This is a genomic window from Blastococcus mobilis, assembly GCF_900188025.1.
Taxonomy (GTDB): domain Bacteria; phylum Actinomycetota; class Actinomycetes; order Mycobacteriales; family Geodermatophilaceae; genus Blastococcus_B; species Blastococcus_B mobilis.
On the sequence record NZ_FZNO01000035.1, the window covers coordinates 15507 to 40092 of the forward strand.

Below are 24586 nucleotides of genomic sequence, written 5' to 3' on the forward strand. Positions count from 1 at the left end.
GGTTGTCGCGCCGCGCACGCACCCTTCGGGTCGTGCGCCACCGGCGAGACGGGCCCCGTGAGCTGATGCTCCCGGGGCCCTCGTTCTCTCCGGCGCCCGGGTGGGCCAGCGACTCCTCACAGGCAAGAGCAGAGGAGAGGCCATCACCGAGCCCCGCATCAACGACCGTATCCGCGTCCCCGAGGTCCGCCTGGTCGGACCCGAGGGTGAGCAGGTCGGCGTCGTGTCCATCGGCGAAGCACTGCGCCTGGCACAGGACGCCGAGCTCGACCTCGTCGAGGTCGCGCCCATGGCGCGGCCGCCGGTCGCGAAGCTCATGGACTACGGGAAGTTCAAGTACGAGTCCGCCCAGAAGGCCCGCGAGGCCCGGCGGAACCAGGCGCTCACCGTCATCAAGGAGATGCGGCTGCGCCTCAAGATCGACCCGCACGACTACGAGACCAAGAAGGGCCACGTCGAGCGCTTCCTCAAGGGCGGCGACAAGGTCAAGATCACCGTGATGTTCCGCGGCCGCGAGCAGTCGCGCCCGGAGATGGGCTACCGCCTGCTGCAGCGGCTGGCCGCCGACGTCAGCGAGCTGGGCGTCGTCGAATCCAATCCGAAGCAGGACGGCCGCAACATGGTGATGGTGATCGCCCCGCACCGGAACCAGGCAGCCACCGACGCCGCCCGCCGCAGCGCCAAGGCGGAGAAGGCATCGGCGACCGAGGAGCAGGCGCCCAGCGCCTGAGAGAAGGGACCTCCCTGCCCCCGCCACTCGCGAGCTCGCGAGTGGCCCCGCAGGAAGGCCGTAGACCGCACCACCGAGACGGCCGGTGCCGTCCGGCAGCCCCGTGCTGCCGACGAGCACCGACAACACGAACAGGACGAGGGACATGCCGAAGCAGAAGACCCACAAGGGGACCGCGAAGCGGGTTCGGGTGACGGGCAGCGGGAAGTTGGTGCGCGAGCACACCAACAACCAGCACAAGTTCGAGCACAAGTCCTCCTCGCGCAAGCGGCGGATCAAGGGCATCGGGGTGCTGTCGCCGTCCGACACCAGCCGCATGAAGAAGCTGCTCGGTCTCTGACCGCCCCTCTCACTGACGAACAGACAGGAGCTCTCACGTGGCACGCGTGAAGCGGGCGGTCAACGCCCAGAAGAAGCGCCGGACGACCCTCGAGGCCGCCAGCGGCTACCGCGGTCAGCGGTCCCGGCTCTACCGCAAGGCCAAGGAGCAGATCCTCCACTCGGCCACCTACAACTACCGCGACCGGAAGGTCCGCAAGGGTGACTTCCGCAAGCTGTGGATCACCCGGATCAACGCCGCGGCCCGCCTGAACGACATGACCTACAACCGGTTCATGCAGGGCCTCAAGCTCGCCGGGATCGAGCTGGACCGCCGCGTCCTCGCCGAGCTCGCCGTGAACGAGCCGGCCGCGTTCGCCGCCCTGGTGGAGACCGCGCGCGCAGCGGTCGCCGCCGCCCCGTCGAACGAGCAGGCGGCCTGAGCACCGTTCCCACAGCATCCGACGCCGTCGGTGTCCGGCCCCCGCGGGCCGGCGCCGGCGGCGTCGGCGTCTGTCCTGCGCGAGACCCGTCGGAGGAGGCCCGGTGACGGGAGCACTCACGGAGCGGTCCGCGCGCATCGTCGCGGCACGCAAGCTCACCCGCCGCGCCGGCCGGGACGCCGCCGGCCTGTTCCTGGCCGAGGGCCGGCAGGCCGTCGTCGAGGCGCTCGCCGACCCCGCCGGCGTGCGGGAGGTCCTCGCCACCGAGGCCGCCGCGGATGCCCATCGCGACCTGCTCGCGTCGACCCCGGTCCCGGTCCGGCTGATCACGGAGCGAGCCGCTGCCGCGCTCTCGGAGACGGTGACGCCCCAGGGGCTGCTCGCCGTCTGTGCGCTGCGGGACGTCGACGCCGCCACGCTGGCCGCGCGACCTCCCCGGCTGGCCGTCGCGCTGGCCGAGCTGGCCGATCCCGGCAACGCCGGAACCGTGCTCCGGACGGCCGACGCGTGTGGCGCCGGTGCGGTCCTGTTCGGGGCGGGGTCGGCCGATCCGTACGGCGGCAAGGCGGTGCGCGCCAGCGCGGGCAGCGTCTTCCACGTCGACGTCGTCCGTGGGGTGGAGCTGGACACCCTGCTGCCGTCGCTGCAGGCGGCGGGCGTGACCGTCCTGGCCGCCGACGGCGGAGGAGAGGCGGCTCTCGACGAGGTCGCCGCGGACGGCCGGCTGGCCGGCCCCGTGGTGTGGCTGTTCGGCAACGAGGCCCGCGGTGTCCCGGCGGACCTTGCCGCCCTCGCCGACCTGCGGGTCCGGATCCCGATGCGCGGTCGCGCCGAGAGCCTCAACCTCGCGGCCGCCGCCGCGATCTGCCTCTACACCACCCAGTTCGCCCAAGGCCGAGCCTCCGACCTGAGTTGATCATCGGCGGATGGCTGCGCCCATCGACGTGTCGATCAGCCCCTCGCCGGTGACCGACTCGGGAGCGGGTCTCAGACCAGCTTCGCGCGCTTCCAGAGCAGCTCCGACCGGCCGCCGATCAGTCCGACGCCGCGCAGGAAGGCCAGCAGGCCGGTCGAGGCGTCCCGCAGCTTGCCGGCGTAGTGCTCGTTGGCCCGCGCCGCGGCCTTCGCCGTCCGCGGGTCCAGGCCGACGGAGGCGTAGACGTCGGGCTGCACCAGGTTGTCGGCGACGATCGCCGCCACCGCGGCCACGGCAGCGCGGTGCTTGCGCAGTTGCCCGCTCGACAGCTCCGGCGCGCGGCGGGCGATCTCCTCGGGTGCGAACCGCATGTGCCGGGCCTCCTCGGCGACCAGGATCGCCGCATAGGCGGCCGGCCCGTCGGCCTTTCCGGCGAACGCCTTGCCCAGGCGCAGGATCGAGGCCGGCGGCTGGTAGGACGGCGCGCCGAACTTCTCCGCCGTGCGGGCGAACATCACCGAGTGCCGGCACTCGTCGGCGATCTCGGTGAGTGCCCACTGCACGTGCGGCTGGGCCGGGTCGTCCCCGTAGATGTCGCGCAGGACGAGCTGCATGAGCAGGCACTCGAACCAGATCCCGACGCCGGAGATCGAGCAGTACTCATGGATGGTCAGGGTGATCCGCTGGTCCTCGCCGAGCGATTCCCACAATGGAGTGCCGTACAGCGTGGACCACTCCGGTGACAGGCCGTAAAGACCCTCCGGGATGGGTGCCGCCCAGTCGATGTCGACGACCGGGTCGTACGACTTCTTCGCCGCGGAGCCCAGCAGCCGGGTGGAGAGTTCCTGTCGATCGACCGGCCTACGGCCGGACTGAGCGGCGGCAGGAATGGGCATGGTGGACGAGATGGTGGCGGTCCTCGGCGAGCTCCCCCGGGACGTCGGGCATGGCTGCAACGGAAGGTAGCTGTTACCGTGAAACACATGCAACAGGTGGCGGAGGCCTCGGCCGCACCGTCCCGTTCCGGGAGCGCCCCACCGCCTCCCGAGCCGGCACCGGACGGCCGGCGGTCCCGGTGGACGGAGCACCGGCGAGCTCGTCGCGAGGACCTCGTGGGTGCCGCCGTCGAGGCCGTCCGGCGCACGGGGCCGGACTTCGCGGTGGACGACGTCGCCCGCAGCGCGGGAGTCTCCAAGACGGTGATCTACCGGTACTTCTCGGACAAGGACGAGCTCGTCGACGCCGTCCTCGAGCGGATCTCGGGGGCGGTCCTGCTGCCTCGTCTGCTCGGTGAGATCACGGCCGACCGTCTCGACGACCGGGCCGGGCTCCGGGCGGTCATCGCCGGTTTCGTGTCGCTGGTCGAGGACGAGCCGGAGCTGTACCGCTTCGCGTACGCGCACTCCGGCAGGTCCGGGCGGGCCGATCTGGTCGCGGCTACCGAGCACCGGATCGCCGAGGCGCTGGCGGCCTTGATGGCCGACCGGCTGGAGTCCGCCGGCCGGCCCTCGCAGTCGTCGACGGCCTGGGCGTACGGCATCGTCGGCATGGTCCAGCTGGCCACGCACTGGTGGTCCACCGCCCGCACGATGCCGGCGCCCGAGCTGGTCGAGCAGCTGGTCACCCTCGCCCACGGCGGCCTCGGTGAGCTGCTGCCGCCGTCTGGCTGATCCTCGGAAGGAGAGCGATGTCCGGGCCTGACGACGACCGCGAGGGGTTCGACGGCGACGTCACCGTCACTGTGGACGGCGAGCCGTCCCGGACGGTGCATGCGGCCTTGGCGGCCCGGTTCGATCCCTTGGCCGGCCGCGTGGTGTGCTCCGGACGCATCGCCACCGGCCTGCCTGCCCGGACGGCGCTGGTCCTCACCACCCCGCACGGCAGCGCGGCCGCCGAGGCCGTGGAGGGCGACGCGTGGGGGAACACCCGCATCAGCGGCCGGGACCGGCCACCGTTCCCCGTCGAGCTGCTCGACGGCGACGGCGAGGGCGTTCCGCGCGGCTGACGCCGTTCCCGCCGGCGAGCCTCAGCCGGGCAGGGTGATGAGGACGACGGCCACCACGGCAGCCCCCAGCCCGGCCACCTGTGCCCCGACCAGGCGCTCGCGGAGCAGCAGCTGCGCCAGCACCACGGTGCTGACCGGGTAGAGGGAGGCGAGGACGCCGGTGATCGCCAGCTGCCCGTCGGCCTGGGTGGCCAGCAGGAAGAGGGCGTTCGCGGTCATGTCGCCCAGGCCGGAGACGGCCACGAGCGGGAGCGCCGGCCGCGTCACCCCCAGTGGCTGACGAGCTGTGCGGGCGAGGGCGACGACCAGCAGGACCGAGGCGATCCGGGCGGCGACCAGGGGCGTGAGGCCGACGTCCCCGGACGTCCGGTCGAGCAGCACGAAGAAGAGCCCGAACGCGGAGCCGGCCGCGAGCGCAGGCACCAGGCTGGCCGGCCGGGCGGCACGGAGTGCCCCCAGTCCGCCCTCGGCGGACACCAGGATGACCGCGGCGAGCGCGAGGACGATGCCGACCGCGGCCCATGGCCCGATCCGGTCGCCGCCGAGCAGGCCGACCAGCGCGGGAACGGCGGCGGCGGTGACGGCGGTGACGGGCGCGATCACGCTCATCACGCCCGCGCCAGGGTCCGGAAGAAGAGCACGAGACCGGCGGCGCCCGCGAGTCCGGCTGCTGCGCCCCACGCGAGGTCGTCGGCGCCGACCGGGCCGCCGAGCCAGGGGAGGAGTGCCAGCAGTGCCGCCAGACCGACCAGCTGCGACAGCACGACGACGCCGAACACCGACGTCTTCCGGCTGGCGAGGCCGCCCAGGAAGTCCGCAGCCCCGTAGACGACGGCAGAGGTCAGCGCCAGGACCACCGCCACGCCCGACCTCCGGAGCTCGTGGGGCGCACCGCAGCGCACCCGACCCCGTTCCAGCACCCGCCTCCGACTGGACCGGATCCGCACACTCACCGCCATCAGGCCCGTGATGGGGGCGAGTGTGCAGAGCCCTGGCGAGGAGACGGGGAACCCAGGCGCGGGCCGGGGGCCCCGCCGGGCAGAATGGCCTCCCGTGTCTGGCGCCAACGATCCCTACGACCCCAAGCAGGTCGCCGCACTCTCGCCCGAAGCCCTCGACGACGCGGTCACCGCCGCGCAGAAGGCCTTCGCGGCGGCCGGTGACCTGGAGGCGCTGGCCGCCGTCCGGCCGGCGCACCTCGGTGACCGCGCGCCGGTGCTGCTGGCCCGCCGCGAGCTCGGTGCCCTGCCACCGGCCGCCCGCAGTGACGCGGGCAAGCGGGTGAACGCCGCCCGAGCGGCGGTCACCGAGGCCTACGCGGCCCGCCTCGCCGAGCTCGAGGCCGAGCGCGACGCGCGGGTGCTGGCCGAGGAGCGGGTCGACGTCACCCTCCCCTGGGACCGCACGCCGCGCGGCGCCCGGCACCCGCTGACGACCCTGACCGAGCGGATCGCCGACATCTTCGTGGGCATGGGCTACGAGGTCGCCGACGGGCCCGAGCTCGAGGCGGAGTGGCTGAACTTCGACGCGCTCAACATCGGCCGCGACCACCCGGCCCGCACGATGATGGACACCCTCTTCATCGACCCCGAGGACTCCGGCCTGGTGTTGCGCACCCACACCAGCCCCGTGCAGGCCCGGACCATGCTGGAGCGGCAGCCGCCCATCTACGTCGTGGGGCCGGGGCGGGTCTACCGGACCGACGAGCTGGACGCGACGCACACGCCAGTCTTCCACCAGGTCGAGGGTCTGGCCGTGGACCGCGGGCTGACCATGGCCCATCTGCGGGGAACCCTCGACCACCTGGCCCGTTCGCTGTTCGGCGCCGACGCGATCACCCGCTGGCGCCCGTCCTACTTCCCGTTCACCGAACCCTCGGCGGAGTTCGACGTCTGGTTCCCCGAGCACCGCGACGGTCCGCGCTGGGTCGAGTGGGGCGGCTGCGGGATGGTCAATCCCCGGGTGCTCGTGGCCTGCGGCATCGACCCGGAGGAGTACTCCGGCTTCGCCTTCGGCATGGGCATCGAGCGCGCCCTTCAGTTCCGCTCCGGCGTCGGCGACATGCGCGACATGGTCGAGGGCGACGTCCGGTTCACCACAGCCTTTGGAGTCGAGCAGTGAACGGTTGCGTTGCGACGTCGACGGTCGCCTCCGTGGCAGCCCAGGGGGTCGACCAGTAATGCGGGTGCCCATCGGCTGGCTGGCCGAGTACGTCGACGTTCCCGCGGGAACGTCCGTCGAGGACCTCGACGCCGCCTTCGTGCGTCTGGGCCTCGAGGTGGAGGACATCCACCGTCCCGAGGCGGTCACCGGCCCGCTCGTCGTCGGCCGGGTGCTGGAGATCGAGGAGCTGACCGGCTTCAAGAAGCCGATCCGGTACTGCCAGGTGGACGTGGGGGAGGCGGAACCGCGGGGCATCGTCTGCGGTGCGCGCAACTTCGTCGTCGGCGACGCCGTGGTCGTCGCGCTCCCCGGTGCGGTGCTGCCCGGAGGCTTCGAGATCGCCGCCCGCACGACCTACGACCGGGTCTCCGACGGGATGATCTGCTCGGTGCGCGAGCTGGGCATCGGTGACGACCACGCCGGGATCCTCGTGCTCGGCGCCGACGGCGCGGACGTGCCGCCGCCGGGCACCCCTGCCGGCTCCGTCACCGGTCTGGACGACGTCGTCATCGAGCTGGCCATCACCCCGGACCGGGGCTACTGCCTGTCGATGCGCGGGATCGCCCGGGAGATGGGGACCGGTCTCGGCGCCCCCTGGCGTGACCCGGGGGCGGTCACCCCGCCGGCGTGGCCCGGCCGGCCCCCCTGGCAGGTCTCCGTCGCCGACCCCGACCGCTGCGACCGCTTCTCGATGCTCGCCATGGAGGGGTTGGACCCGACCGCCCCCAGCCCCTGGTGGATGCGCCGGCGGCTGGCGCAGGCCGGCGTCCGGAGCATCTCGCTGGCCGTCGACGTCACCAACTACGTGATGCTCGAGCTCGGGCAGCCGATGCACGCCTTCGACCGCGACGCCGTCACCGGCCCGATCACCGTCCGGCTGGCCCGCGAGGGCGAGAAGCTGACCACCCTCGACGGCACCGTCCGGAAACTGTCCCCGGACGACCTGCTCATCACCGACGACAGCGGGCCGATCGGCCTGGCCGCCGTCATGGGCGGCGCATCGACCGAGATCGGGGACGGCACGACCGCGGTGCTGCTGGAGGCGGCCCACTGGGAGCCGACCGGCGTCGCCCGCACCGCCCGCCGCCACCGGCTGCCCAGTGAGGCGGCCAAGCGGTTCGAGCGCGGCGTCGACCCGGAGATGACCGTCGCCGCGCTGGCCCGGGCCGCCGAGCTGCTGTCCGAGTACGGCGGCGCGCGCGTCGTGGGCGGGATCGTGGACATCGACACCCGTGGGCCCCGGCCGTCGATCGCGCTGGAGGCCGCCAAGCCCGGGCAGGTCGCCGGGGTGCCCTACCCGGCGGCCCAGGTGGTGGAGCTGCTCCAGGTCGTCGGTTGCGACGTCGGCGCCGGCGCCGGCCCGCTGGCCGTCACCCCGCCGTCCTGGCGGCCCGACCTCACCGACCCGGCCGACCTGGTCGAGGAGGTCGTCCGGCTGGCCGGCTACGACGACGTCCCCTCCGTGCTGCCGACCGCGCCGCCGGGGCGCGGACTCACCGACGTCCAGCGGCGCCGCCGCAGCATCGGGCGCACGCTGGCCGAGGCCGGCTACGTCGAGGCGCCGGCCTATCCGTTCGTGGGTGCGCCGGTGTTCGACGCGCTGGGCCTGGGGGAGGAGGACGAGCGCCGCCAGGTCGTGCTGGTCCGCAACCCGTTGTCGGAGGAGCAGCCCGCGCTGCGCACGACGCTGCTGCCGGGGCTGCTCGCCACGCTGGCGCGCAACCTCTCCCGCGGGCAGCGCGACGTCGCGCTCTTCGAGCACGGTGCGGTCTTCCCGGGCGGCAACCGCACGCCTGCGCCGGTTCCTGGGGTCGACGGGCGCCCCGACGACGAGACCCTGGCCGCGCTGCTGGGCGCCGTTCCCGCGCAGCCGTGGCACGTGGCCGTGGCGCTGGCGGGTAACCGCGAGCCCCGTGGCTGGTGGGGACCGGGCCGCCCCGCCGTCTGGGCCGACGCCGTCCAGGCCGCGCGCCTGGTCGCCGCCGCCTCGGGCGTCGAGCTCACCGTCCGGGCGGGGGAGCGGGCGCCCTGGCACCCGGGCCGCTGTGCCGAGCTGCTGGTGGGTGACCGTGTCGTCGGGTACGCCGGTGAGCTGCACCCGCGGGTGTGCGCGGCGCTGGAACTGCCGGCCCGGACGTCGGTGATGGAGCTCGACGTCGACGCCCTGCCAGCAGCCGCCGTGCCGCACGGCCCGGAGGTGTCGAGCTTCCCGCCGGTCCTCCTGGACCTGGCCCTCGTCGTCCGCGACGACGTGCCCTCCGCGGACGTCGCCGAGGCGCTGCGCGAGGGCGCGGGAGAACTGCTGGAGGACCTGCGGCTCTTCGACGTCTACACCGGCGCGCCGGTGCCCACCGGCTCACGGTCGCTGGCCTACGCGCTCACCCTGCGGGCGCCGGACCGCACCCTCACCGGTGAGGAGGCGACGGCGGTGCGGGACGCCGCCGTCGCTGCCGCTGCCGCGCGGACGGGGGCGGAGCTGCGTGGCTGAGGAAGGACCCCCTCCTCCCCAGCCTGCGCGAGCTCAGGCCGGGACCCGGGACGGGGCCACGGCGCTGGCGGGCCAGGTCGCGCTGGTCACCGGTGCGTCCACGGGCATCGGCCGGCACCTGGTCGAGGGGCTGGCCGGACGCGGCATGGCGGTCGCCGGCCTGGCGCGCGGCGGGGACCGGCTGACCGCCACGATGGCCGAGGTCGCGGAGGCCACCGGCGCCCGCACCCTCGGGGTGGCCGCCGACGTCACCGACCGGGACGCCGTCGCGTCCGCCGTCGAGCAGGTCGTCGCGGAGCTGGGCCAGGTCGACCTGCTGGTGAACAACGCGGGCCTGATCGACGCCGCCGAGGAGCCGCTCTGGGAGGTCGACCCCGACGAGTGGTGGGAGGTGGTGTCCAGCCACATCCGCGGCGGGTTCCTGCTCTGCCGCACCGTGGTGCCCTGGATGGTCCTCCGCAACAGCGGCCGGATCGTCGACCTCGCCAGCGGGATGAGCGTGCGCGCGCGGCCCGAGTACTCCGCTTACTCGGTGGCCAAGACCGGGCTGATGCGCATGACCGAGGCGCTGACCGGCGCCCTCGAGGGCACGGGTGTCCGGGCCTTCGACGTCGCCCCGGGTGTGGTGGACACCCCCATGACCCGGTCCATGCCGATGTGGCGTGGCTTCGAGGACTGGACCCCGCCGGAGAAGGTCGTCGAACTGATCGCGGCCATCGCCGCCGGTGAGCTCGACGCGTGGTCGGGAAGGTTCCTCCGTGCCGGCGCCGACGACCTGCAGCACCTCTGCGCGGTCACCCCGACGGGCGCCGCGCGGCAGCTGCGTCTGCAGCCCTACGGGGACGACGACCCGCTCGCCTGATGCGGCCGCTCGGCGCCGGAGGCCTCGATCCGCGCCAGGGGCGACCGGCCGGCCGCCTCGCGGCGCAGCCGCCGCATCGAGGAGGCCGCGGTCCGGAGGCGGACGTCGCCGTAGGCCACGCCGCCGCGCAGGAACCGTGCGCCCAGCGCGAGCCAGGAGAACAGGCCCCGTTCGAGCACCCAGACCGGTGACCACAGCGCCGCGCCCGCCGGGAAGACGCCTCGCCCACCGTGGCGCCGCCGACCGGTCTCGCCGGCGGCGACGACGGCCGCGGCGAGCAGCGCCAGCCGCCGTCCCCGGCGCCGCACCAGCCCGTCCAGCACGACCGGCCACACCGCCAGGGCGGCGACGAGTCGCCACGGCTGGGCGAGATCGTCGTAGGCCTGGCGTGGGCGCTGCGACCAGAAGTGCGCCGCCGTCGGCGGGCGGCGTTCCACGAACAGATCGTTGGCCCGGTGCTCCCGGCCTCCGACGGCGCGGACGGTGCGCACCATCTCCAGGTTCTCGAAGAGGACGTCGCCCCGGTAGCCGCCCATCGCGAGAAAGGTGGCGCGCCGCAGCGCGAAGGTGCCGGGGTAGTCGGCGGAGACGGCGCGGTTGAGCAGGGTGCGGCCGGTGTCCCAGCGGGCGTGCCAGGGGGCGGGGCGGAAGACGTTCTGCGGGCGGACGACATCGGCTGCACCGAGCAGGTCCAGCACACGTTCCAGCCCGTCCCGGTCGTACCGGACGTCGTCGTCGGCGACGACCACCCGCTCCCGGCGGGCCGCTCGGACCCCGGTGACCACGCCGGCCACCTTGCCGTTGGCGCCGGGCCAGGGCAGCGGACGCAGGTGCCTGACCAGCCCCGCCCAGGCCCGCGCGTGGGCGTCGAAGCGCTCCGCCGGTGAGCCGTCGACGACCGTCACCGGCAGCCATGCGCTGATCCGGCGCAGATAGTCCGTCAGGTCGTCGAGGCCCGCGTCGTCGGTCCACCGCAGCGGGAGGACGTACTCCCCGTCGAGCAGCCGGCCCATGTCTCAGGACACCGGACCCACGGCGAGGCCCGGTGCACGCAGGGAGCTCCGACCGGCCGACCATGCCCCGAGCACGTGCTCGGCGAACCGTCGCTCGAGGTGCATCGCCGCCGCCGCCCCCAGCAGGACGTCGGCCAGCAGGTCCGGCTCGTCGGCGATCAGGCCGCCGCACATGTCGTGGGCGGCGAGCTGCTCGTGCACGGCGTCGGCCTCGACGTGCTCGTCGAAGAACCAGGTGGCGTCCGCGCCGAAGCCGAGGCGGCGCAGACCTGTCCCGTACCGCCGGTTGGGCACCGTGGACGTCATCTCGAAGGCCGCCAGGTGCCCGACGACCGCCCCACGGAGACGGCGGTGCAGCCCGAACAGCGACATCGAGTTCACGGTCGCCAGCGTGATCGCCGGCACCTGGTCGACGTGGCGGCCGTAGGCGTCGTCCAGGCCGAGGGCACGCATCGCGCGGGCGTACAGGGTGGCGTGCATGCGTTCGGGACGACCGCCGCCGTACTCGTCGAACTGCACCTCGGCGAGCGCCGTCTTGGCGCGTCCCGTCAGCCGGGGGATCGCCCAGGTGTGCGGGTCGGCCTCCTTCAGCTCGTAGATCGACCGGTGCACGACGAACTCCCGGAACTGCTCAGCGGTGGCCTCGCGGGACAGGAAGGCCGACAGGGACGGCCCCTCGTCGTCGGCCACGAGGGCGGTGAGGGATGCCGCGACGTCGGGCGCCGTCGTCGGTTCGGGGACGGGGGCCAGCGCCCGCAAGGGCTTCTCCAGCAGGTCCTCCAGCAGTGCGCGGACGGTGAGCAGGCCGGGGCACCACTCCGCGTCGGGGTCCACGTCGTCGAAACCCCGGTAGTGCAGTTCGTACAAGTCGTGCAGTGACAGCTGCAGGTCCTCGTGCGCGAGGACGTCGGTCCCGTCGGCGGTCCCGACCAGCTCCTGCGCTCGGTCGGTCAGGGCGGGCAGCCGTCGCCGATCGCCCCGCAGCACGCGGGTGAGCTCCGCGCTCAGTGGCCCCCGGGGGGTCGGTAGGCGCATACGTGCCTCCTTGCGGCGCGGGTTGGTCCCGTTCCCCGGTGCATGGGCTGCTGCCGTGCCGGCGGTCTTCCGACCACCGCTCCGCAGTCATAGCCGGGTGGACGAGAGCTGTCGAGTCGGCGGGCCACGGCGGAACGGCGGAGGTCAGGGGTCTTTCCGGTAGACGGCGACGTAGGTGGAGCTGTCGTCGGTGAAGGGCCCGCGGTCCCAGTCCTGCCACCGCTCCTCCAGATGCAGGCCGGCGAGGCGGGCCATGAGGTCGAGCTCGGCAGGCCACACGTAGCGATGCTCGACCGGCAGGAGCCGCACGCCGTCGGCGGTGAAGGCCAGACGGGTCGCGGTGATCCGCTGCACCGCGGGGTGCAGCTCCGCGACCTCGACGAGCACCCGGCCCTCCGCGAGCTCGTGCGCGCGGACCGCCCGACCCCGGTGGAACCCCGCGACGTCGGGAACCCAGTTCTCGACCAGGAACACCCCGGACGGTTCCAGGTGGGCCGCGGCATTGCGGAAGGTCTGCACCTGTGCCTCCTGGGAGGGCAACGCGTTGATCGTGTTGTAGGCGAGCACGACCACGGCGTAGCGCCGCCCCAGGGTGGTCGTCGAGAAGTCGCCGATCTCCACCCGCAGCGACTCGCCCCAAGGGTTGCGGCGGAGCTGCTCCACCATCTCCGGTGACCCGTCGATGCCGTCGACGTGCAGGCCGCCGGCGGCCAGGGGACGTGCGATCCGGCCGGTGCCGATGCCGAACTCGAGGACGGCGCCGCCGTTCGCGTAACCGGCGATCACGGCCACGGCGGCGTCGGCGGAGAGCTCGGCGTGGAGGTCGTCGTACACCTCGGCGATGTGCCGGCCGTACTCGGAGGGGTCGAAGCCGCTGGTCATACGGGCGTCTACCCCTGCGGAGGCACCGGCACGCGTCGTCTCGGCGCCCAGGCGCCCCACAGCGGCGGTGGGGCGGCCGGTGCGCCAAGATCAGCCGCGTGGGAGACGAGGCGGCCTTCGCGCGGGATGCCGGGACGGCGCTGTACTACGAGCGACGGGCCCCGGAGTACGACGAGTGGTACCTGGGGAGCGGTCGCTTCGCCGAGCGGGACCGGCCCGGCTGGGACGCCGAGGTGGGGGACGTCGTCCGTCTCGTGCAGCGTCTCGAGCCGGCGCGCACCCTCGACGTCGCCTGCGGCAGCGGGTTCCTCACCAGACACCTCCGCGGCCGGCTGGTGGGCCTGGACCGGAGCCCCGCCATGGCGACGATGACCCTGTCCCGCCTGTCGGGCGGCTCCGCTCTCGTCGGCGACGCGCTCGCCCTGCCCTTCCCGGACGGCGCCTTCGAGCGGCTCGTCACCGGGCACTTCTACGGCCACCTGCCACCCGACGAGCGGGCGACCTTCCTCGCGGAGGCGCGACGGATCGCCCGGGAGCTGGTGGTCGTCGACTCCGCGCTCCGCCCCGGAGTTCCCTCCGAGGAGTGGCAGGACCGCGTTCTCAACGACGGTTCGCGGCACCGGGTCTACAAGCGCTACCTCGATGCGGACCAGCTCGCCGGCGAGCTGCGCGGCGAGGTCCTCGTGGCCGGCACCTGGTTCGTCGCCGTCCGGGCACCCCTCGGAGAAGCTTCGTGAACAGTCATGCATGGTGGTGTATGGTCATGCATCATGAGCGCAGGGCAGACGTGGACGGTCGGGGTCACCGGCGCCACCGGGTACGCGGGCGGGGAGGTGTGCCGGCTGCTGGCCGGGCACCCGAACCTCCGCCTGGCCGGGGTGCACGCCAACTCGAGCGCCGGTCGACGCCTGGGTGAGCTGCAGCCCCACCTGCTGCCGTACGCCGATCTGATCGTCGCGCCCAGCGATGCGGCGAGCCTCGGTGGCTACGACGTCGTGGTGCTGGCCCTCCCGCACGGAGAGTCCGCCGCCATCGCCGCGCAGCTGCCCGACGAGACTCTGGTCATCGACTGCGGTGCCGACCACCGGCTGAACGATCCGGCGGCGTGGGCCCGCTGGTACGGGGGCGAGCACGCCGGCTCCTGGCCCTACGGCCTGCCCGAGCTGCCCGGTCAGCGGGAGCAGCTGGCCGACGCCCGGCGGATCGCCGTCCCGGGCTGCTACCCCACGTCGGTCACCCTCGCGCTCGCGCCCGCGCTGGCCGCCGGACTGGTCGAGCCCGACGTCGTCGTGGTCGCCGCGAGCGGTACGTCCGGTGCGGGGAAGGCGGCCAAGCCGCACCTGCTCGGCAGCGAGGTCATGGGCTCGGTCAGTGCCTACGGTGTCGGCGGGGCCCACCGGCACACGCCGGAGATGATCCAGAACCTCTCCCAGGCTGCCGGGACGACGGTGAGCGTCAGCTTCACCCCGACCCTGGTTCCGATGAGCCGGGGCATCCTCGCCACCTGCTCGGCCAGGCTCCGGCCCGGTGTGGACGCCGAGTCCGCCCGTGCCGCCTACGCGAAGGCCTACGGCGACGAGCCGTTCGTGCAGCTGCTGCCCGAGGGGCAGTGGCCCGCGACGGCGCAGGTGCTCGGTGCGAACACCGTCGCCCTGCAGATCGCCGTCGACCCCGACGCGGGCCGGCTGATCGTCGTCGCCGCCGTCGACAACCTGACCAAGGGCACGGCGGGTGGCGCGCTGCAGTGCGCGAACCTTGCCCTCGGCCTCCCCGAGACCACCGGCCTTCCCCTCGTAGGAGTGGCACCGTGAGCGGACAGGGGCGTGAGCATCGCAGCGAGGAACGAGCGAGGAGCGGAGCGCCCCGCGGGAGCGAACGGAGGACATCATGAGCGTGACCGCCCCCCAGGGCTTCTCCGCGGCGGGCGTCGCGGCAGGGCTGAAGTCCAGCGGCGACCCCGACGTCGCGCTGGTCCTCAACACGGGCCCGGACGACGCCGCCGCGGCCGTCTTCACCACCAACCGCTTCCCGGCCGCGCCCGTCCTGTGGAGCCGCCAGGTGCTGGCCGGCCAGCGGGCGCGCGCCGTCGTCCTCAACTCCGGTGGCGCCAACGCCTGCACCGGGGCCGAGGGATTCCAGGACACCCACGCCACCGCCGAGCACGCCGCCGCGGAGCTCGGGATCGGCGCGATCGACGTCGCCGTCGCCTCCACCGGGCTCATCGGCGTGCGGCTGCCCATGGAGAAGCTCACCGCCGGGGTCACGGCGGCGGTGAAGGCGCTGAGCGAGGACGGCGGACCCGACGCGGCCCGCGCGATCATGACCACCGACAGCGTCCCCAAGACGACGGTGCAGCAGCGCGAGGGCTGGACCGTCGGCGGCATGGCCAAGGGCGCGGGCATGCTCGCGCCGAGCCTGGCCACGATGCTCGTCGTCCTCACCACCGACGCCGTGGTCGACGCAGCCACCCTGCGGAGGGCGCTGGAGCAGGCGACCAGCGTGTCCTTCGAGCGGGTCGACTCCGACGGCTGCCTGTCCACCAACGACACCGTCATCGTCATGGCCAACGGCGCCAGCGGCGTCACCCCCAGCCCGGAGGAGTTCACCGACACGCTCACCCTCGCGTGCACCGACCTGGCCATGCAGCTGCTCGCCGACGCCGAGGGCTCGACCAAGGACATCGCGATCACCGTCCGCAACGCCGCCAGTGTCCGGGACGCCCTCACCGCCGGACGCGCCTGCGCCCGCAACAACCTGCTGAAGACGGCGCTGTTCGGCAACGATCCCAACTGGGGCCGGGTCCTGGCCGCGATCGGCACCACGGACGCCGCCTTCGAGGCCGACCGGGTCGACGTCACCATCAACGGGGTGACGGTCTGCCGGGGCGGGGCCATCGGTGACCCGCGGGAGGGCGTCGACCTGACCGGCCGGGCGATCACCATCGACGTGGACCTGAGGGCCGGCGCGGAGCAGGCGACGATCTGGACCAACGACCTGTCCATCGCCTACGTGCACGAGAACTCGGCGTACTCCACATGAGCCACCCCGAACCCGAACCCCACGTCACCACCGTGCACGACCCGGCGGCCCAGGACCCGACTCCGCCCGACGTCCGGATCGACGAGCCGTCGCCGCAGCCGCGGCTGCCGAAGAAGGTCGGCACCAGCCGGGTCATGCGCAGGTACGACCCCGAGGGGGACGCGCGCAAGGTCGCCGTCCTCACGGGTGCGCTGCCCTGGCTCAAGGAGTTCCACGGCAACGTCGTCGTCGTGAAGTACGGCGGGCACGCCATGGTCGACGACGCCTGCCGGCGGGCCTTCGCCGAGGACATGGTGTTCCTCCGGACCTGCGGGATCTTCCCGGTCGTCGTGCATGGCGGCGGCCCGCAGATCTCGTCGATGCTGACCCGGCTGGGCATACCGAGCGAGTTCCGTGGCGGCCTGCGGGTCACCACCGAGCAGTCGATCGAGGTCGTCCGGATGGTGCTCGTCGGCCAGGTCGGCCCCGAGGTCGTGGGCCTGATCAACGAGCACGGCGGCAGGGCCGTCGGGCTGTCCGGGGAGGACGGCGGATTGATGACCGCGGCGCGCACGCACGCCGTCGTGGACGGTGAGCTCGTCGACATCGGCTTCGTCGGGGACGTCGTCTCCGTCGACCCCACGCCGATCACGGCGCTGCTGGAGGCCGGTCACATCCCCGTCGTCTCCGGGGTCGCCCCGGACGCCACCGGGCAACTGCACAACCTGAACGCCGACACGGCGGCCGCCGCGCTCGCCGTCGCGCTGGGCGCGGTGAAGCTCGTCGTCCTGACCGACGTGGAGGGCCTCTACGCCGACTGGCCCGACCGGGATTCGCTCGTCGAGCAGATCGACGCCCGTGAGCTGGCCGAGATCCTCCCTGCGCTGGACGCCGGGATGGTGCCCAAGATGGCGGCCTGCCTGCGCGCCGTCGAGGGCGGGGTGCAGCGGGCGACCGTGGTCGACGGCCGCCTGCCGCACGCCCTGCTGCTGGAGATGTTCACCACCGAGGGCACCGGGACGATGGTCGTCCCGGCCGACACGAGCCCCGCCGACCTGGACGAGGAGGGCACAGCATGACGACGCACACGGAGGAGCTGGCCGCCCGCTGGTCGGCCGTGATGATGAGCAACTACAAGGTGCCGCCGGTTGCGCTGGCCCGCGGGGCCGGGGCCACGGTCCAGGACGTCGACGGCCGTGAGTACACCGACCTGCTCGGCGGCATCGCGACGACGATCCTCGGGCACGCCCACCCGAGGGTGATCGAGGCCATCAGCGTGCAGGCGCAGAAGCTGGGGCACGTCTCCAACCTGGCGATGCACGAGCCCGGCCTGGCACTGGCCGAGCGGCTGTTGGACCTCGCGGGCCGGCCCGGGCGGGTCTTCTTCTGCAACTCCGGCGCCGAGGCCAACGAGGCGGCGTTCAAGATCAGCCGGCTCACCGGGCGGCCCGAGGTGATCACTGCGGAGGGGTCCTTCCACGGCCGGACGATGGGCGCGCTGGCGCTCACCGGCCAGCCCGGCAAGGCCGACGCGTTCGCACCCTTGCCCGGTGGCGTCCGTCACGTGCCCTACGGGGACCCCGAGGCGCTGCGGTCCGCGGTGGGAGCGCGGACGGCGATGGTGCTGCTCGAGCCGATGCTGGGGGAGGGGGGTGTGCTGCCCGCTCCGGCCGGCTACCTCGGCGCCGCTGCGGCGGCAGCCAGCGGCGCCGGCGCGTTCCTCGCCCTGGACGAGGTGCAGACGGGCATCGGGCGGACCGGTTCCTGGTTCATGCACCAGGCCGACGGCGTGGCGCCCGACGTCGTCACGCTGGCCAAGGCGCTGGGCGGGGGGCTCCCGATGGGCGCCCTGCTGGCGTTCGGCGACGCCGCCGAGCTGCTCACCGCGGGCGCCCACGGCTCCACCTTCGGGGGCAACCCGATCGCCGCCGCCGCGGCACTCGCGGTGCTCGACACCATCCGCGACGAGGGGTTGCTGGAGCGGGCCAAGGAGCTGGAGCAGCGGTTCACCGCCGGCATCGAAGGCCTGGGCCACGCGGGCATCAGTGCCGTCCGGGGCAGGGGTGCCCTGCTCGGCGTCGTCCTCACCGCCGACGTCGCCGCCGCCCTGGAGGTGCAGCTGCGCACCGCCGGCTTCCTGACCAACGCGGTGGCGCCCGGCATCCTGCGGCTCGCCCCACCCCTCGTCCTCACCGACGCCCAGGTCGACGCCTTCGTGGCGGCGCTGCCGAAGGCACTCGACGCCGCCTGCCAGGAGGCCTCGCAGTGACCCGGCACTTCCTCAAGGACGACGACCTCACCCCGGCCGAGCAGGCCGAGGTGCTGGCGCTCGCCGCCTCGCTCAAGGCCACCCGGCACACCGCCGAGGCACCGACCCCCCTGGCCGCCCCGGGCGGCGTGCCCCGCGCCGTCGCCGTCCTGTTCGACAAGCCCTCCACCCGCACCCGGGTGTCGTTCTCCGTCGGCGTCGCCGAGCTCGGCGGCTACCCGCTGGTGGTCGACGCCGCGAGCAGCCAGCTCGGCCGAGGCGAGCCGATCGAGGACACCACCCGCGTGCTGGACCGCCAGGCCGCCGCGATCGTCTGGCGGACCTTCGGCCAGGACCGCATCGAGGCCATGGCGTCGGTCAGCCGCGTGCCGGTGGTCAACGCGCTCACCGACGAGTACCACCCCTGCCAGGTCCTGGCCGACCTGCAGACGGTGATCGAGCGCAAGGGCTCCCTGGCCGGCCGGTCACTGACCTACCTGGGCGACGGCGCCAACAACATGGCGCACTCCTACCTGCTCGGCGGTGCCACCGCCGGCATGCACGTGCGGATCGGCTCGCCGGCGGAGTTCCGTCCCGATCCCCGTGTCCTGGACCGGGCGGCGAAGATCGCCGCCGAGACCGGGGGGTCGGTCCTCTGGACGGCCGACCCTGCGGCCGCCGCCGAGGGCGCCGACGTCCTGGCGACCGACACCTGGATCTCGATGGGCCAGGAGGAGGAGTACGCCGAGCGCGTAGCGCCGTTCCTGCCCTACGCCGTCGACGAGGCGGCGCTCGCGCTGGCCGCCGACGACGCCGTCGTCCTGCACTGCCTCCCGGCCTACCGCGGCAAGGAGATCGCCGCCGCGGTGATCGACGGGCCGCAGAGCGCGGTGTGGGACGAGGCGGAGAACCGCCTGCACGCCCAGAAGGCGCTGCTGATGTGGCTGCTCGCCCGATGACCGCCGCCCTCACGCGCTCCGCGCGGCAGGCACGGATCGTCCAGCTGATCGAGGCGCAACCCGTGACGTCCCAGACGCAGCTGGCGGCGCTGCTCGCCGAGTCGGGCATCGAGGTCACCCAGGCCACGCTCTCGCGTGACCTGGAGGAGCTCGGCGCGGTCAAGCTGCGTGGGTCCGACGGTGCCCCGGCCAGTTATGTGCTGCCGCCGGAGAACGCCCCGCTGCGACCCGCGCAGGCGGCGCCGGCCCGGCTCACCCGCTTGCTGGCCGACCTGCTCACCAACGCCGAGGGCAGCGCCAACCTGGCGGTACTGCGGACCCCACCGGGGGCCGCGCAGTTCCTCGCCTCGGCCCTGGACAAGGTCGGGCTCCCCGATGTCCTGGGCACGATCGCGGGGGACGACACTCTGCTCGTCGTCTCCCGGGACCCCGACGGCGGACCCGCTCTCGCCGACCGCCTCCGCGCTCTCGCCGAGCGCACACCCGCCGTGTACCCCGAACTGAAGACCGATCTGGAAGAGAGTTCCCCATGACCGAGCGTGTCGTCCTGGCCTACTCCGGTGGGCTGGACACCTCCGTGGCCATCGGCTGGATCGCCGAGGAGACCGGCGCCGAGGTCATCGCCGTCGCCGGCGACGTCGGCCAGGGCGGTGAGGACATGGAGGTCATCCGCCAGCGTGCCCTCGACTGCGGTGCGGTGGAGTCGATCGTCGCCGACATGCGCGACGAGTACGCCGACGAGTTCTGCCTCCCCGCGCTGCAGGCCAACGCCCTCTACATGGACCGCTATCCGCTGGTCTCGGCGCTGTCCCGGCCGCTGATCGTCAAGCACCTGGTCGCGGCCGCCAAGTACCACGGCGCCTCGATGGTCGCCCACGGCTGCACCGGCAAGGGCAACGACCAGGTGCGGTTCGAGGTCGGCATCGGTGCGCTCGGCCCCGACCTCAAGGTGCTGGCCCCGGTGCGTGACTCCGGCATGACCCGCGACAAGGCGATCGCTTTCGCCGAGGAGAAGGGGTTGCCGATCGCGACGACGAAGAAGTCGCCGTACTCGATCGACCAGAACGTCTGGGGCCGAGCGGTGGAGACCGGCTTCCTCGAGGACATCTGGAACGGCCCCATCGAGGACGTCTACGAGTACACCCAGGACCCGACCGTGCCGAGGGAGGCCGACGAGGTCACCATCGGGTTCACCGCCGGCGTCCCGACGACGATCGACGGCAAGCACGTCACCGTGCTGCAGGCGATCGAGCAGCTCAACGCCCGTGCCGGCGCCCAGGGAGTCGGCCGGCTGGACATGGTCGAGGACCGGCTGGTCGGCATCAAGAGCCGCGAGGTCTACGAGGCTCCCGGCGCGATCGCGCTGATCACCGCCCACCAGGAGCTCGAGGCGGTCACCGTCGAGCGCGACCTCGCACGCTTCAAGCGCACGGTCGGTCAGCGCTGGGCCGAGCTGGTCTACGACGGGCTGTGGTTCTCCCCGCTCAAGCGGTCGCTGGACGCCTTCATCCAGGAGTCACAGCAGTACGTCACCGGCGAGATCCGGATGACGCTGCAGGGGGGCCGGGCCACCGTCACCGGACGACGCTCGGACGCGTCGCTCTACGACTTCAACCTCGCCACCTACGACACCGGCGACACCTTCGACCAGGGCCTGGCCAAGGGCTTCGTCCAGCTGTGGGGCATGCCCTCCAAGCTGGCTGCCGCCCGCGAGCAGCGGCTGCACGGCGGTGCCGGGGCGTGACCTCCGCGGAGACCGGCACCCCATCGTCCGCCGCCACACCCGGCATCCCCGCCGCGGCCTCCCAGACCCGGCTGTGGGGCGGTCGCTTCGGCGGCGGCCCCTCGCCGGCGATGGCGGCCCTGTCCAAGTCCACCGACGTCGACTGGCGGCTGGCGCCCTACGACCTGGCGAGCTCGCGAGCGCACGCACGGGTGCTGCACCGGGCCGGGCTGCTCACGTCCGACGAGCTCGACCGGATGGTCGGCGCGCTGACCGAACTCTCGGCCGAGGTCGCCGCGGGCACGTTCGCGCCGATCGAGGCCGACGAGGACGTGCACGAGGCCCTCGAGCGCGGGCTGCTCGAGAAGCTCGGCCCGCTCGGCGGCAAGCTGCGGGCAGGACGCAGCCGCAACGACCAGGTCGCCACCGACCTGCGGCTGTACCTGCGGCACAACGTCCGCGCGCTGGTCGCCGAGCTCTCGGCGCTGGAGTTCGCCCTGCTCGGCCTGGCCGAGCGGTACCAGGACGTCGCGGCACCCGGCATGACGCACCTGCAGCACGCGCAGCCGGTGCTCATCGCCCACCAGCTGCTGGCGCACGCGCACGCGATCGCCCGCGACGTGGACCGGCTGCAGGACTGGGACGCGCGGACGGCGGTCAGCCCGCTGGGCGCCGGCGCGCTGGCCGGCTCCTCGCTGGAGCTGGACCCCGACGCGGTCGCCGCCGAGCTCGGCTTCGACCGGGCGGCGGACAACAGCATCGACGCCGTCAGCGACCGCGACTTCGCCGCGGAGTTCTGCTTCGCGGCGGCGCTCCTCGGCGTGCACCTCTCCCGGCTGGGGGAGGAGGTGGTGCTCTGGACGTCGACGGAGTTCGGCTGGGCGCGACTGGACGACGCCTGGGCCACCGGGTCGTCGATCATGCCGCAGAAGAAGAACCCGGACATCGCGGAGCTGGCCCGGGGCAAGTCGGGGCGCTTCGTCGGCAACCTGACCGGCCTGCTGACGATGCTCAAGGGCCTTCCCCTGGCCTACGACCGGGACCTGCAGGAGGACAAGGAGCCGGTCTTCGACTCCATGGAGCAGTTGCTCCTCCTGCTCCCGGCGGTGACCGGGATGGTGGCGACGCTCACCCTGCGGCGGGAGATCCTGGAGGCGGCGGCGCCGCAGGGCTTCGCCCTGGCGACCGACGTCGCCGAGTGGCTGGTGTCCAACGGGGTGCCGTTCCGGTCCGCGCACGAGATCTCCGGCGCAATGGTGTCCTTCTGCGAGGAGGCCGGGCTCGAGCTCGACCAGCTCGACGACGACCAGCTCGCCGGGATCGACGAGCGGCTCACCCCCGCCGTCCGCTCCGTGCTGTCGGTGCCGGGGGCGCTGGCGGCCCGCAAGGCCCGCGGCGGGACGGCACCCGAGCGGGTCGCCGAGCAGCTGACGGCGCTCGAGGACCTCGCGGTCGTGCACGCCGACTGGGCGTCGTCCTCACCCGTGGCGGCGGCGCTCTGAGCGCTCTGCCCGACACCGACCGGCCCGAGCCGGGTCCCCTCGTGCGCGCGGAGGACCTGCTCGGGCCGGTCGACGTCGTCGCGCCGTCCCTCCTGGGGTGCTGGGTGGTGACCGACCGGCCGGAGGGGCGCGTCGCGCTGCGCCTCACCGAGGTGGAGGCCTACTCCGGCGAGGGACAGGACCCCGCGTCGCACGCCCACCGCGGTCCGACCCCGCGTGCCGCGATCATGTTCGGCCCGCCGGGGCGGCTCTACGTGTACTTCAGCTACGGCGTGCACTGGTGCGCCAACGTCGTCGTCGGCCCCGAGGGCCGCGGTTCGGCGGTGCTGCTTCGCGCGGGGGAGGTGGTCGTGGGGGAGGAGCTGGCGCGCTCCCGCCGTCCTGCGGCCCGCGTGGCCCGCGACCTGGCACGCGGACCCGCTCGGCTCACCCAGGCGCTGGGCATCGGCCCCGATGACCGTGGTGCGGATCTGGTGAACCGCCACTCCGGCGTGCGGCTCCACCGGGGGGCCGCCCCGGCTGCCGTCTCGGCCGGACCGCGGGTCGGCATCAGTCTGGCGACTGACCTCCCGTGGCGGTTCTGGGAGAGCGAGGCGCCCTCCGTGAGCGTGTTCCGCCCGGGTGGGAAGCCTCGCCGTCGCGCCGGCGGGCAGGATGGCTCCCCGTGAACGACGTCATCGACGACCTGCACCGCCGCGGACTGATCGCCCAGAGCACCGACGAGGCAGCCCTGCGTGCCCACCTCGCCGAAGGGCCGGTCACCTACTACTGCGGTTTCGACCCGACCGCGCAGAGCCTGCACGTCGGACACCTGGTGCAGTTCATGGTCCTGCGGGCCCTGCAGCGCGCCGGTCACCAGCCGGTCGTCCTGGTCGGAGGCGCCACCGGGCTGATCGGTGATCCCCGGCCCACGGCCGAGCGCCAGCTCAACGACCGGGACACCGTCGCCGACTGGGTGCAGCGGATCCGCGAGCAGGTGGCGCCCTTCCTCGACCTCCCGGCGGAGCAGGACGGGCTGCCCGGGCCGATCTACGTGAACAACCTCGACTGGACCGAGCCGGTCTCGGCGATCGACTTCCTCCGGGATCTCGGCAAGCACTTCCGGGTGGGCAAGATGCTGGCCAAGGAGGCGGTGTCCGCACGGCTGAACTCCGAGGCCGGGATCAGCTACACCGAGTTCAGCTACCAGATCCTGCAGGCCAACGACTTTCGCGAGCTGTACCGGCGGCACGGGGTGACGCTGCAGACCGGGGGCTCGGACCAGTGGGGCAACCTCACCGCCGGCATCGACCTGGTGCGCCGCACCGAGGGCGCGTCGGTGCACGCGCTCTCGACCCCCCTGGTGACCAAGTCCGACGGCACCAAGTTCGGCAAGTCCGAGAGCGGGACGATCTGGCTCGACGCGTCACTGACGTCGCCGTACGCCTTCTTCCAGTTCTGGCTCAACGCCGACGACGCCGACGCCCGCGCCTGGCTGCCGCTGTTCTCCGAACGGTCGGCCGAGGACCTCGAGGCGTTGATCGCCGAGAGCGTCGAACGGCCCGCGGCACGGACGGCGCAGCGGGCGCTGGCCGAGGAGCTCACCGTGCTGGTCCACGGTCCCGAGCAGCTGCGGCAGGCCGAAGCTGCCGGTCGGGCCCTCTTCGGCCGGGACGACCTGGCGATGCTCGACACCGCAACCCTGGCGGCTGCCCTCACCGAGGCCGGCACGGTCGAGGTCGAGAACCCCAACATGCCGGTGGCGACGCTGCTCCAGGAGGCGGGCCTGGCCAGTTCGCTGTCGGATGCCCGGCGCACCGTCAAGGAGGGCGGGGCGTACGTGAACAACGTCCGGGTCACCGACGCGGACGCGCCGCCCTCGACGTCGGACTGGCTCCCGGGAGGGTGGCTGGTGCTCCGCAAGGGCAAGCGCAGCGTGGCCGGCGTGCACTGCGACGGGGCCGGATACCGGGTCTGACCTCCTGCTTCCGTCCGCGTGAGGGGCACGTGCCGGGACCGTGGCGGGGGCGTGTCCGGCGTCACCCGGCTACGGGTTTGACAGCGGCCCCCACACGGACGTAACTTTCTCTCTGCGCCGCGCGAGACCCCGTCCGGGGCCGGCGGGAAGCTCCTCCGGGGGTTGACCGTTGTGCGGCGTACAACGAGAAGCCGTCTCGAACGAAGGCCGGAAGGCCGGAGTTCCTGCACGTCCGCTCTTTGAGAACTCAACAGCGTGCCGAAAGTCAGTGCCAAGTATTACCCCGTGCCGGGGCCTTCGGGTTCTGGTTTGGGATTCCTTTGG

26 protein-coding genes are annotated in these 24586 nt (G+C 73.4%); 20 read left to right on the top strand and 6 right to left on the bottom strand.

Annotated features, from left to right (window positions below; genetic code table 11):
• Window positions 1-100: 100 nt before the first annotated feature.
• The 4 genes from infC to CHB94_RS21870 all read left to right on the top strand — a co-directional run bounded on the left by infC (window position 101) and on the right by CHB94_RS21870 (window position 2407).
• On the top strand, window positions 101-730 hold the full coding sequence (gene infC, locus CHB94_RS21855; RefSeq protein ID WP_089338667.1) for a translation initiation factor IF-3: 630 nt from the start codon (window positions 101-103) through the stop codon (window positions 728-730).
• A gap of 145 nt (window positions 731-875) precedes the next feature.
• The gene (gene rpmI / locus CHB94_RS21860; protein ID WP_089338690.1) at window positions 876-1070 is read left to right on the top strand and encodes a 50S ribosomal protein L35; all 195 of its coding nucleotides are present in this window, start codon (window positions 876-878) and stop codon (window positions 1068-1070) included.
• A 37-nt stretch (window positions 1071-1107) separates the two neighbouring features.
• Window positions 1108-1491 (top strand): 50S ribosomal protein L20, encoded by a 384-nt coding sequence (gene rplT / locus CHB94_RS21865; RefSeq protein WP_089338668.1) that lies wholly within the window; start codon window positions 1108-1110, stop codon window positions 1489-1491.
• A 103-nt stretch (window positions 1492-1594) separates the two neighbouring features.
• Window positions 1595-2407, top strand: coding sequence for a TrmH family RNA methyltransferase (locus CHB94_RS21870; RefSeq protein WP_089338669.1), 813 nt, complete (start codon window positions 1595-1597; stop codon window positions 2405-2407).
• Window positions 2408-2478: 71 nt separating this feature from the next.
• Here the strand turns inward: CHB94_RS21870 and CHB94_RS21875 are convergent, their stop codons facing one another.
• Complete coding sequence (locus tag CHB94_RS21875; protein WP_089338670.1) at window positions 2479-3303, bottom strand: AurF N-oxygenase family protein; 825 nt, start codon at window positions 3301-3303, stop codon at window positions 2479-2481.
• An 87-nt stretch (window positions 3304-3390) separates the two neighbouring features.
• On the opposite strand from CHB94_RS21875, the gene CHB94_RS21880 reads away from it, so the two are divergent.
• Window positions 3391-4077 (top strand): TetR/AcrR family transcriptional regulator, encoded by a 687-nt coding sequence (locus tag CHB94_RS21880; protein WP_089338671.1) that lies wholly within the window; start codon window positions 3391-3393, stop codon window positions 4075-4077.
• Window positions 4078-4094: 17 nt separating this feature from the next.
• Complete coding sequence (locus tag CHB94_RS21885; protein ID WP_089338672.1) at window positions 4095-4412, top strand: DUF4873 domain-containing protein; 318 nt, start codon at window positions 4095-4097, stop codon at window positions 4410-4412.
• Between the two features lie 21 nt (window positions 4413-4433).
• Here the strand turns inward: CHB94_RS21885 and CHB94_RS21890 are convergent, their stop codons facing one another.
• Together CHB94_RS21890 and CHB94_RS26405 are read right to left on the bottom strand one after the other, a co-directional pair.
• Window positions 4434-5021, bottom strand: a complete 588-nt coding sequence (locus CHB94_RS21890; protein ID WP_254920842.1) for an EamA family transporter — start codon at window positions 5019-5021, stop codon at window positions 4434-4436.
• Window positions 5021-5275: a hypothetical protein gene (locus tag CHB94_RS26405; protein ID WP_254920843.1), complete on the bottom strand. Its 255-nt coding sequence runs from the start codon at window positions 5273-5275 to the stop codon at window positions 5021-5023. Before CHB94_RS26405 ends, CHB94_RS21890 begins: the two co-directional genes overlap by 1 nt.
• A gap of 190 nt (window positions 5276-5465) precedes the next feature.
• On the opposite strand from CHB94_RS26405, the gene pheS reads away from it, so the two are divergent.
• From pheS to CHB94_RS21905, 3 genes are read left to right on the top strand one after another with little or no spacing between them, the layout of a single operon-like run.
• Window positions 5466-6533, top strand: coding sequence for a phenylalanine--tRNA ligase subunit alpha (pheS, locus tag CHB94_RS21895; RefSeq protein ID WP_089338673.1), 1068 nt, complete (start codon window positions 5466-5468; stop codon window positions 6531-6533).
• Between the two features lie 58 nt (window positions 6534-6591).
• Window positions 6592-9063 (top strand): phenylalanine--tRNA ligase subunit beta, encoded by a 2472-nt coding sequence (gene pheT / locus CHB94_RS21900; RefSeq protein ID WP_089338674.1) that lies wholly within the window; start codon window positions 6592-6594, stop codon window positions 9061-9063.
• On the top strand, window positions 9056-9925 hold the full coding sequence (locus CHB94_RS21905) for an SDR family NAD(P)-dependent oxidoreductase (protein WP_089338675.1): 870 nt from the start codon (window positions 9056-9058) through the stop codon (window positions 9923-9925). The genes pheT and CHB94_RS21905 overlap by 8 nt, the downstream gene beginning before the upstream one ends.
• Here the strand turns inward: CHB94_RS21905 and CHB94_RS21910 are convergent.
• The 3 genes from CHB94_RS21910 to CHB94_RS21920 form a co-directional block, all read right to left on the bottom strand.
• Window positions 9898-10938, bottom strand: a complete 1041-nt coding sequence (locus CHB94_RS21910; protein WP_089338676.1) for a glycosyltransferase family 2 protein — start codon at window positions 10936-10938, stop codon at window positions 9898-9900. The genes CHB94_RS21905 and CHB94_RS21910 overlap by 28 nt on opposite strands.
• A gap of 3 nt (window positions 10939-10941) precedes the next feature.
• Complete coding sequence (locus tag CHB94_RS21915; RefSeq protein WP_089338677.1) at window positions 10942-11973, bottom strand: iron-containing redox enzyme family protein; 1032 nt, start codon at window positions 11971-11973, stop codon at window positions 10942-10944.
• Window positions 11974-12117: 144 nt separating this feature from the next.
• The gene (locus CHB94_RS21920) at window positions 12118-12855 is read right to left on the bottom strand and encodes a class I SAM-dependent DNA methyltransferase (RefSeq protein ID WP_089338678.1); all 738 of its coding nucleotides are present in this window, start codon (window positions 12853-12855) and stop codon (window positions 12118-12120) included.
• A 98-nt stretch (window positions 12856-12953) separates the two neighbouring features.
• Between CHB94_RS21920 and CHB94_RS21925 the strand changes: the two genes are divergently transcribed.
• The 11 genes from CHB94_RS21925 (at window position 12954) to tyrS (ending at window position 24262) form a co-directional block, all read left to right on the top strand.
• Window positions 12954-13592 carry a class I SAM-dependent methyltransferase gene (locus CHB94_RS21925; RefSeq protein ID WP_141137601.1) on the top strand — a complete coding sequence of 213 codons (639 nt, stop codon included), beginning with the start codon at window positions 12954-12956 and terminating at the stop codon, window positions 13590-13592.
• A gap of 33 nt (window positions 13593-13625) precedes the next feature.
• Window positions 13626-14666 (top strand): N-acetyl-gamma-glutamyl-phosphate reductase, encoded by a 1041-nt coding sequence (gene argC, locus CHB94_RS21930; protein ID WP_089338680.1) that lies wholly within the window; start codon window positions 13626-13628, stop codon window positions 14664-14666.
• Window positions 14667-14742: 76 nt separating this feature from the next.
• The gene (argJ, locus tag CHB94_RS21935; protein WP_089338681.1) at window positions 14743-15894 is read left to right on the top strand and encodes a bifunctional glutamate N-acetyltransferase/amino-acid acetyltransferase ArgJ; all 1152 of its coding nucleotides are present in this window, start codon (window positions 14743-14745) and stop codon (window positions 15892-15894) included.
• Window positions 15891-16952, top strand: coding sequence for an acetylglutamate kinase (gene argB / locus CHB94_RS21940; protein ID WP_089338682.1), 1062 nt, complete (start codon window positions 15891-15893; stop codon window positions 16950-16952). Before argJ ends, argB begins: the two co-directional genes overlap by 4 nt.
• The gene (locus tag CHB94_RS21945) at window positions 16949-18142 is read left to right on the top strand and encodes an acetylornithine transaminase (RefSeq protein WP_089338683.1); all 1194 of its coding nucleotides are present in this window, start codon (window positions 16949-16951) and stop codon (window positions 18140-18142) included. The genes argB and CHB94_RS21945 overlap by 4 nt, the downstream gene beginning before the upstream one ends.
• The gene (argF, locus tag CHB94_RS21950; RefSeq protein ID WP_089338684.1) at window positions 18139-19080 is read left to right on the top strand and encodes an ornithine carbamoyltransferase; all 942 of its coding nucleotides are present in this window, start codon (window positions 18139-18141) and stop codon (window positions 19078-19080) included. Before CHB94_RS21945 ends, argF begins: the two co-directional genes overlap by 4 nt.
• Window positions 19077-19613: an arginine repressor gene (locus CHB94_RS21955; RefSeq protein ID WP_089338691.1), complete on the top strand. Its 537-nt coding sequence runs from the start codon at window positions 19077-19079 to the stop codon at window positions 19611-19613. Before argF ends, CHB94_RS21955 begins: the two co-directional genes overlap by 4 nt.
• Window positions 19610-20824, top strand: coding sequence for an argininosuccinate synthase (locus CHB94_RS21960; RefSeq protein ID WP_089338685.1), 1215 nt, complete (start codon window positions 19610-19612; stop codon window positions 20822-20824). Before CHB94_RS21955 ends, CHB94_RS21960 begins: the two co-directional genes overlap by 4 nt.
• The gene (gene argH, locus CHB94_RS21965; RefSeq protein WP_254920844.1) at window positions 20821-22305 is read left to right on the top strand and encodes an argininosuccinate lyase; all 1485 of its coding nucleotides are present in this window, start codon (window positions 20821-20823) and stop codon (window positions 22303-22305) included. The genes CHB94_RS21960 and argH overlap by 4 nt, the downstream gene beginning before the upstream one ends.
• 41 nt (window positions 22306-22346) lie before the next feature.
• Window positions 22347-22973, top strand: coding sequence for a DNA-3-methyladenine glycosylase (locus CHB94_RS21970; RefSeq protein ID WP_254920845.1), 627 nt, complete (start codon window positions 22347-22349; stop codon window positions 22971-22973).
• Complete coding sequence (tyrS, locus tag CHB94_RS21975; RefSeq protein ID WP_089338686.1) at window positions 22970-24262, top strand: tyrosine--tRNA ligase; 1293 nt, start codon at window positions 22970-22972, stop codon at window positions 24260-24262. Before CHB94_RS21970 ends, tyrS begins: the two co-directional genes overlap by 4 nt.
• Window positions 24263-24586 lie beyond the last annotated feature (324 nt).

Excerpts from the sequence above, each read along its gene's own strand:
- rpmI (WP_089338690.1), top strand. The coding sequence starts at position 876 with ATGCCGAAGCAGAAGACCCACAAGGGGACCGCGAAGCGGGTTCGGGTG.
- CHB94_RS21875 (WP_089338670.1), bottom strand. The coding sequence starts at position 3,303 with ATGCCCATTCCTGCCGCCGCTCAGTCCGGCCGTAGGCCGGTCGATCGA.
- CHB94_RS21880 (WP_089338671.1), top strand. The coding sequence starts at position 3,391 with ATGCAACAGGTGGCGGAGGCCTCGGCCGCACCGTCCCGTTCCGGGAGC.
- CHB94_RS21885 (WP_089338672.1), top strand. The coding sequence starts at position 4,095 with ATGTCCGGGCCTGACGACGACCGCGAGGGGTTCGACGGCGACGTCACC.
- CHB94_RS21890 (WP_254920842.1), bottom strand. The coding sequence starts at position 5,021 with ATGAGCGTGATCGCGCCCGTCACCGCCGTCACCGCCGCCGCCGTTCCC.
- pheT (WP_089338674.1), top strand. The coding sequence starts at position 6,592 with ATGCGGGTGCCCATCGGCTGGCTGGCCGAGTACGTCGACGTTCCCGCG.
- CHB94_RS21910 (WP_089338676.1), bottom strand. The coding sequence starts at position 10,938 with ATGGGCCGGCTGCTCGACGGGGAGTACGTCCTCCCGCTGCGGTGGACC.
- CHB94_RS21915 (WP_089338677.1), bottom strand. The coding sequence starts at position 11,973 with ATGCGCCTACCGACCCCCCGGGGGCCACTGAGCGCGGAGCTCACCCGC.
- CHB94_RS21920 (WP_089338678.1), bottom strand. The coding sequence starts at position 12,855 with ATGACCAGCGGCTTCGACCCCTCCGAGTACGGCCGGCACATCGCCGAG.
- argC (WP_089338680.1), top strand. The coding sequence starts at position 13,626 with ATGAGCGCAGGGCAGACGTGGACGGTCGGGGTCACCGGCGCCACCGGG.
- argJ (WP_089338681.1), top strand. The coding sequence starts at position 14,743 with ATGAGCGTGACCGCCCCCCAGGGCTTCTCCGCGGCGGGCGTCGCGGCA.
- argB (WP_089338682.1), top strand. The coding sequence starts at position 15,891 with ATGAGCCACCCCGAACCCGAACCCCACGTCACCACCGTGCACGACCCG.
- CHB94_RS21945 (WP_089338683.1), top strand. The coding sequence starts at position 16,949 with ATGACGACGCACACGGAGGAGCTGGCCGCCCGCTGGTCGGCCGTGATG.
- CHB94_RS21955 (WP_089338691.1), top strand. The coding sequence starts at position 19,077 with ATGACCGCCGCCCTCACGCGCTCCGCGCGGCAGGCACGGATCGTCCAG.
- CHB94_RS21960 (WP_089338685.1), top strand. The coding sequence starts at position 19,610 with ATGACCGAGCGTGTCGTCCTGGCCTACTCCGGTGGGCTGGACACCTCC.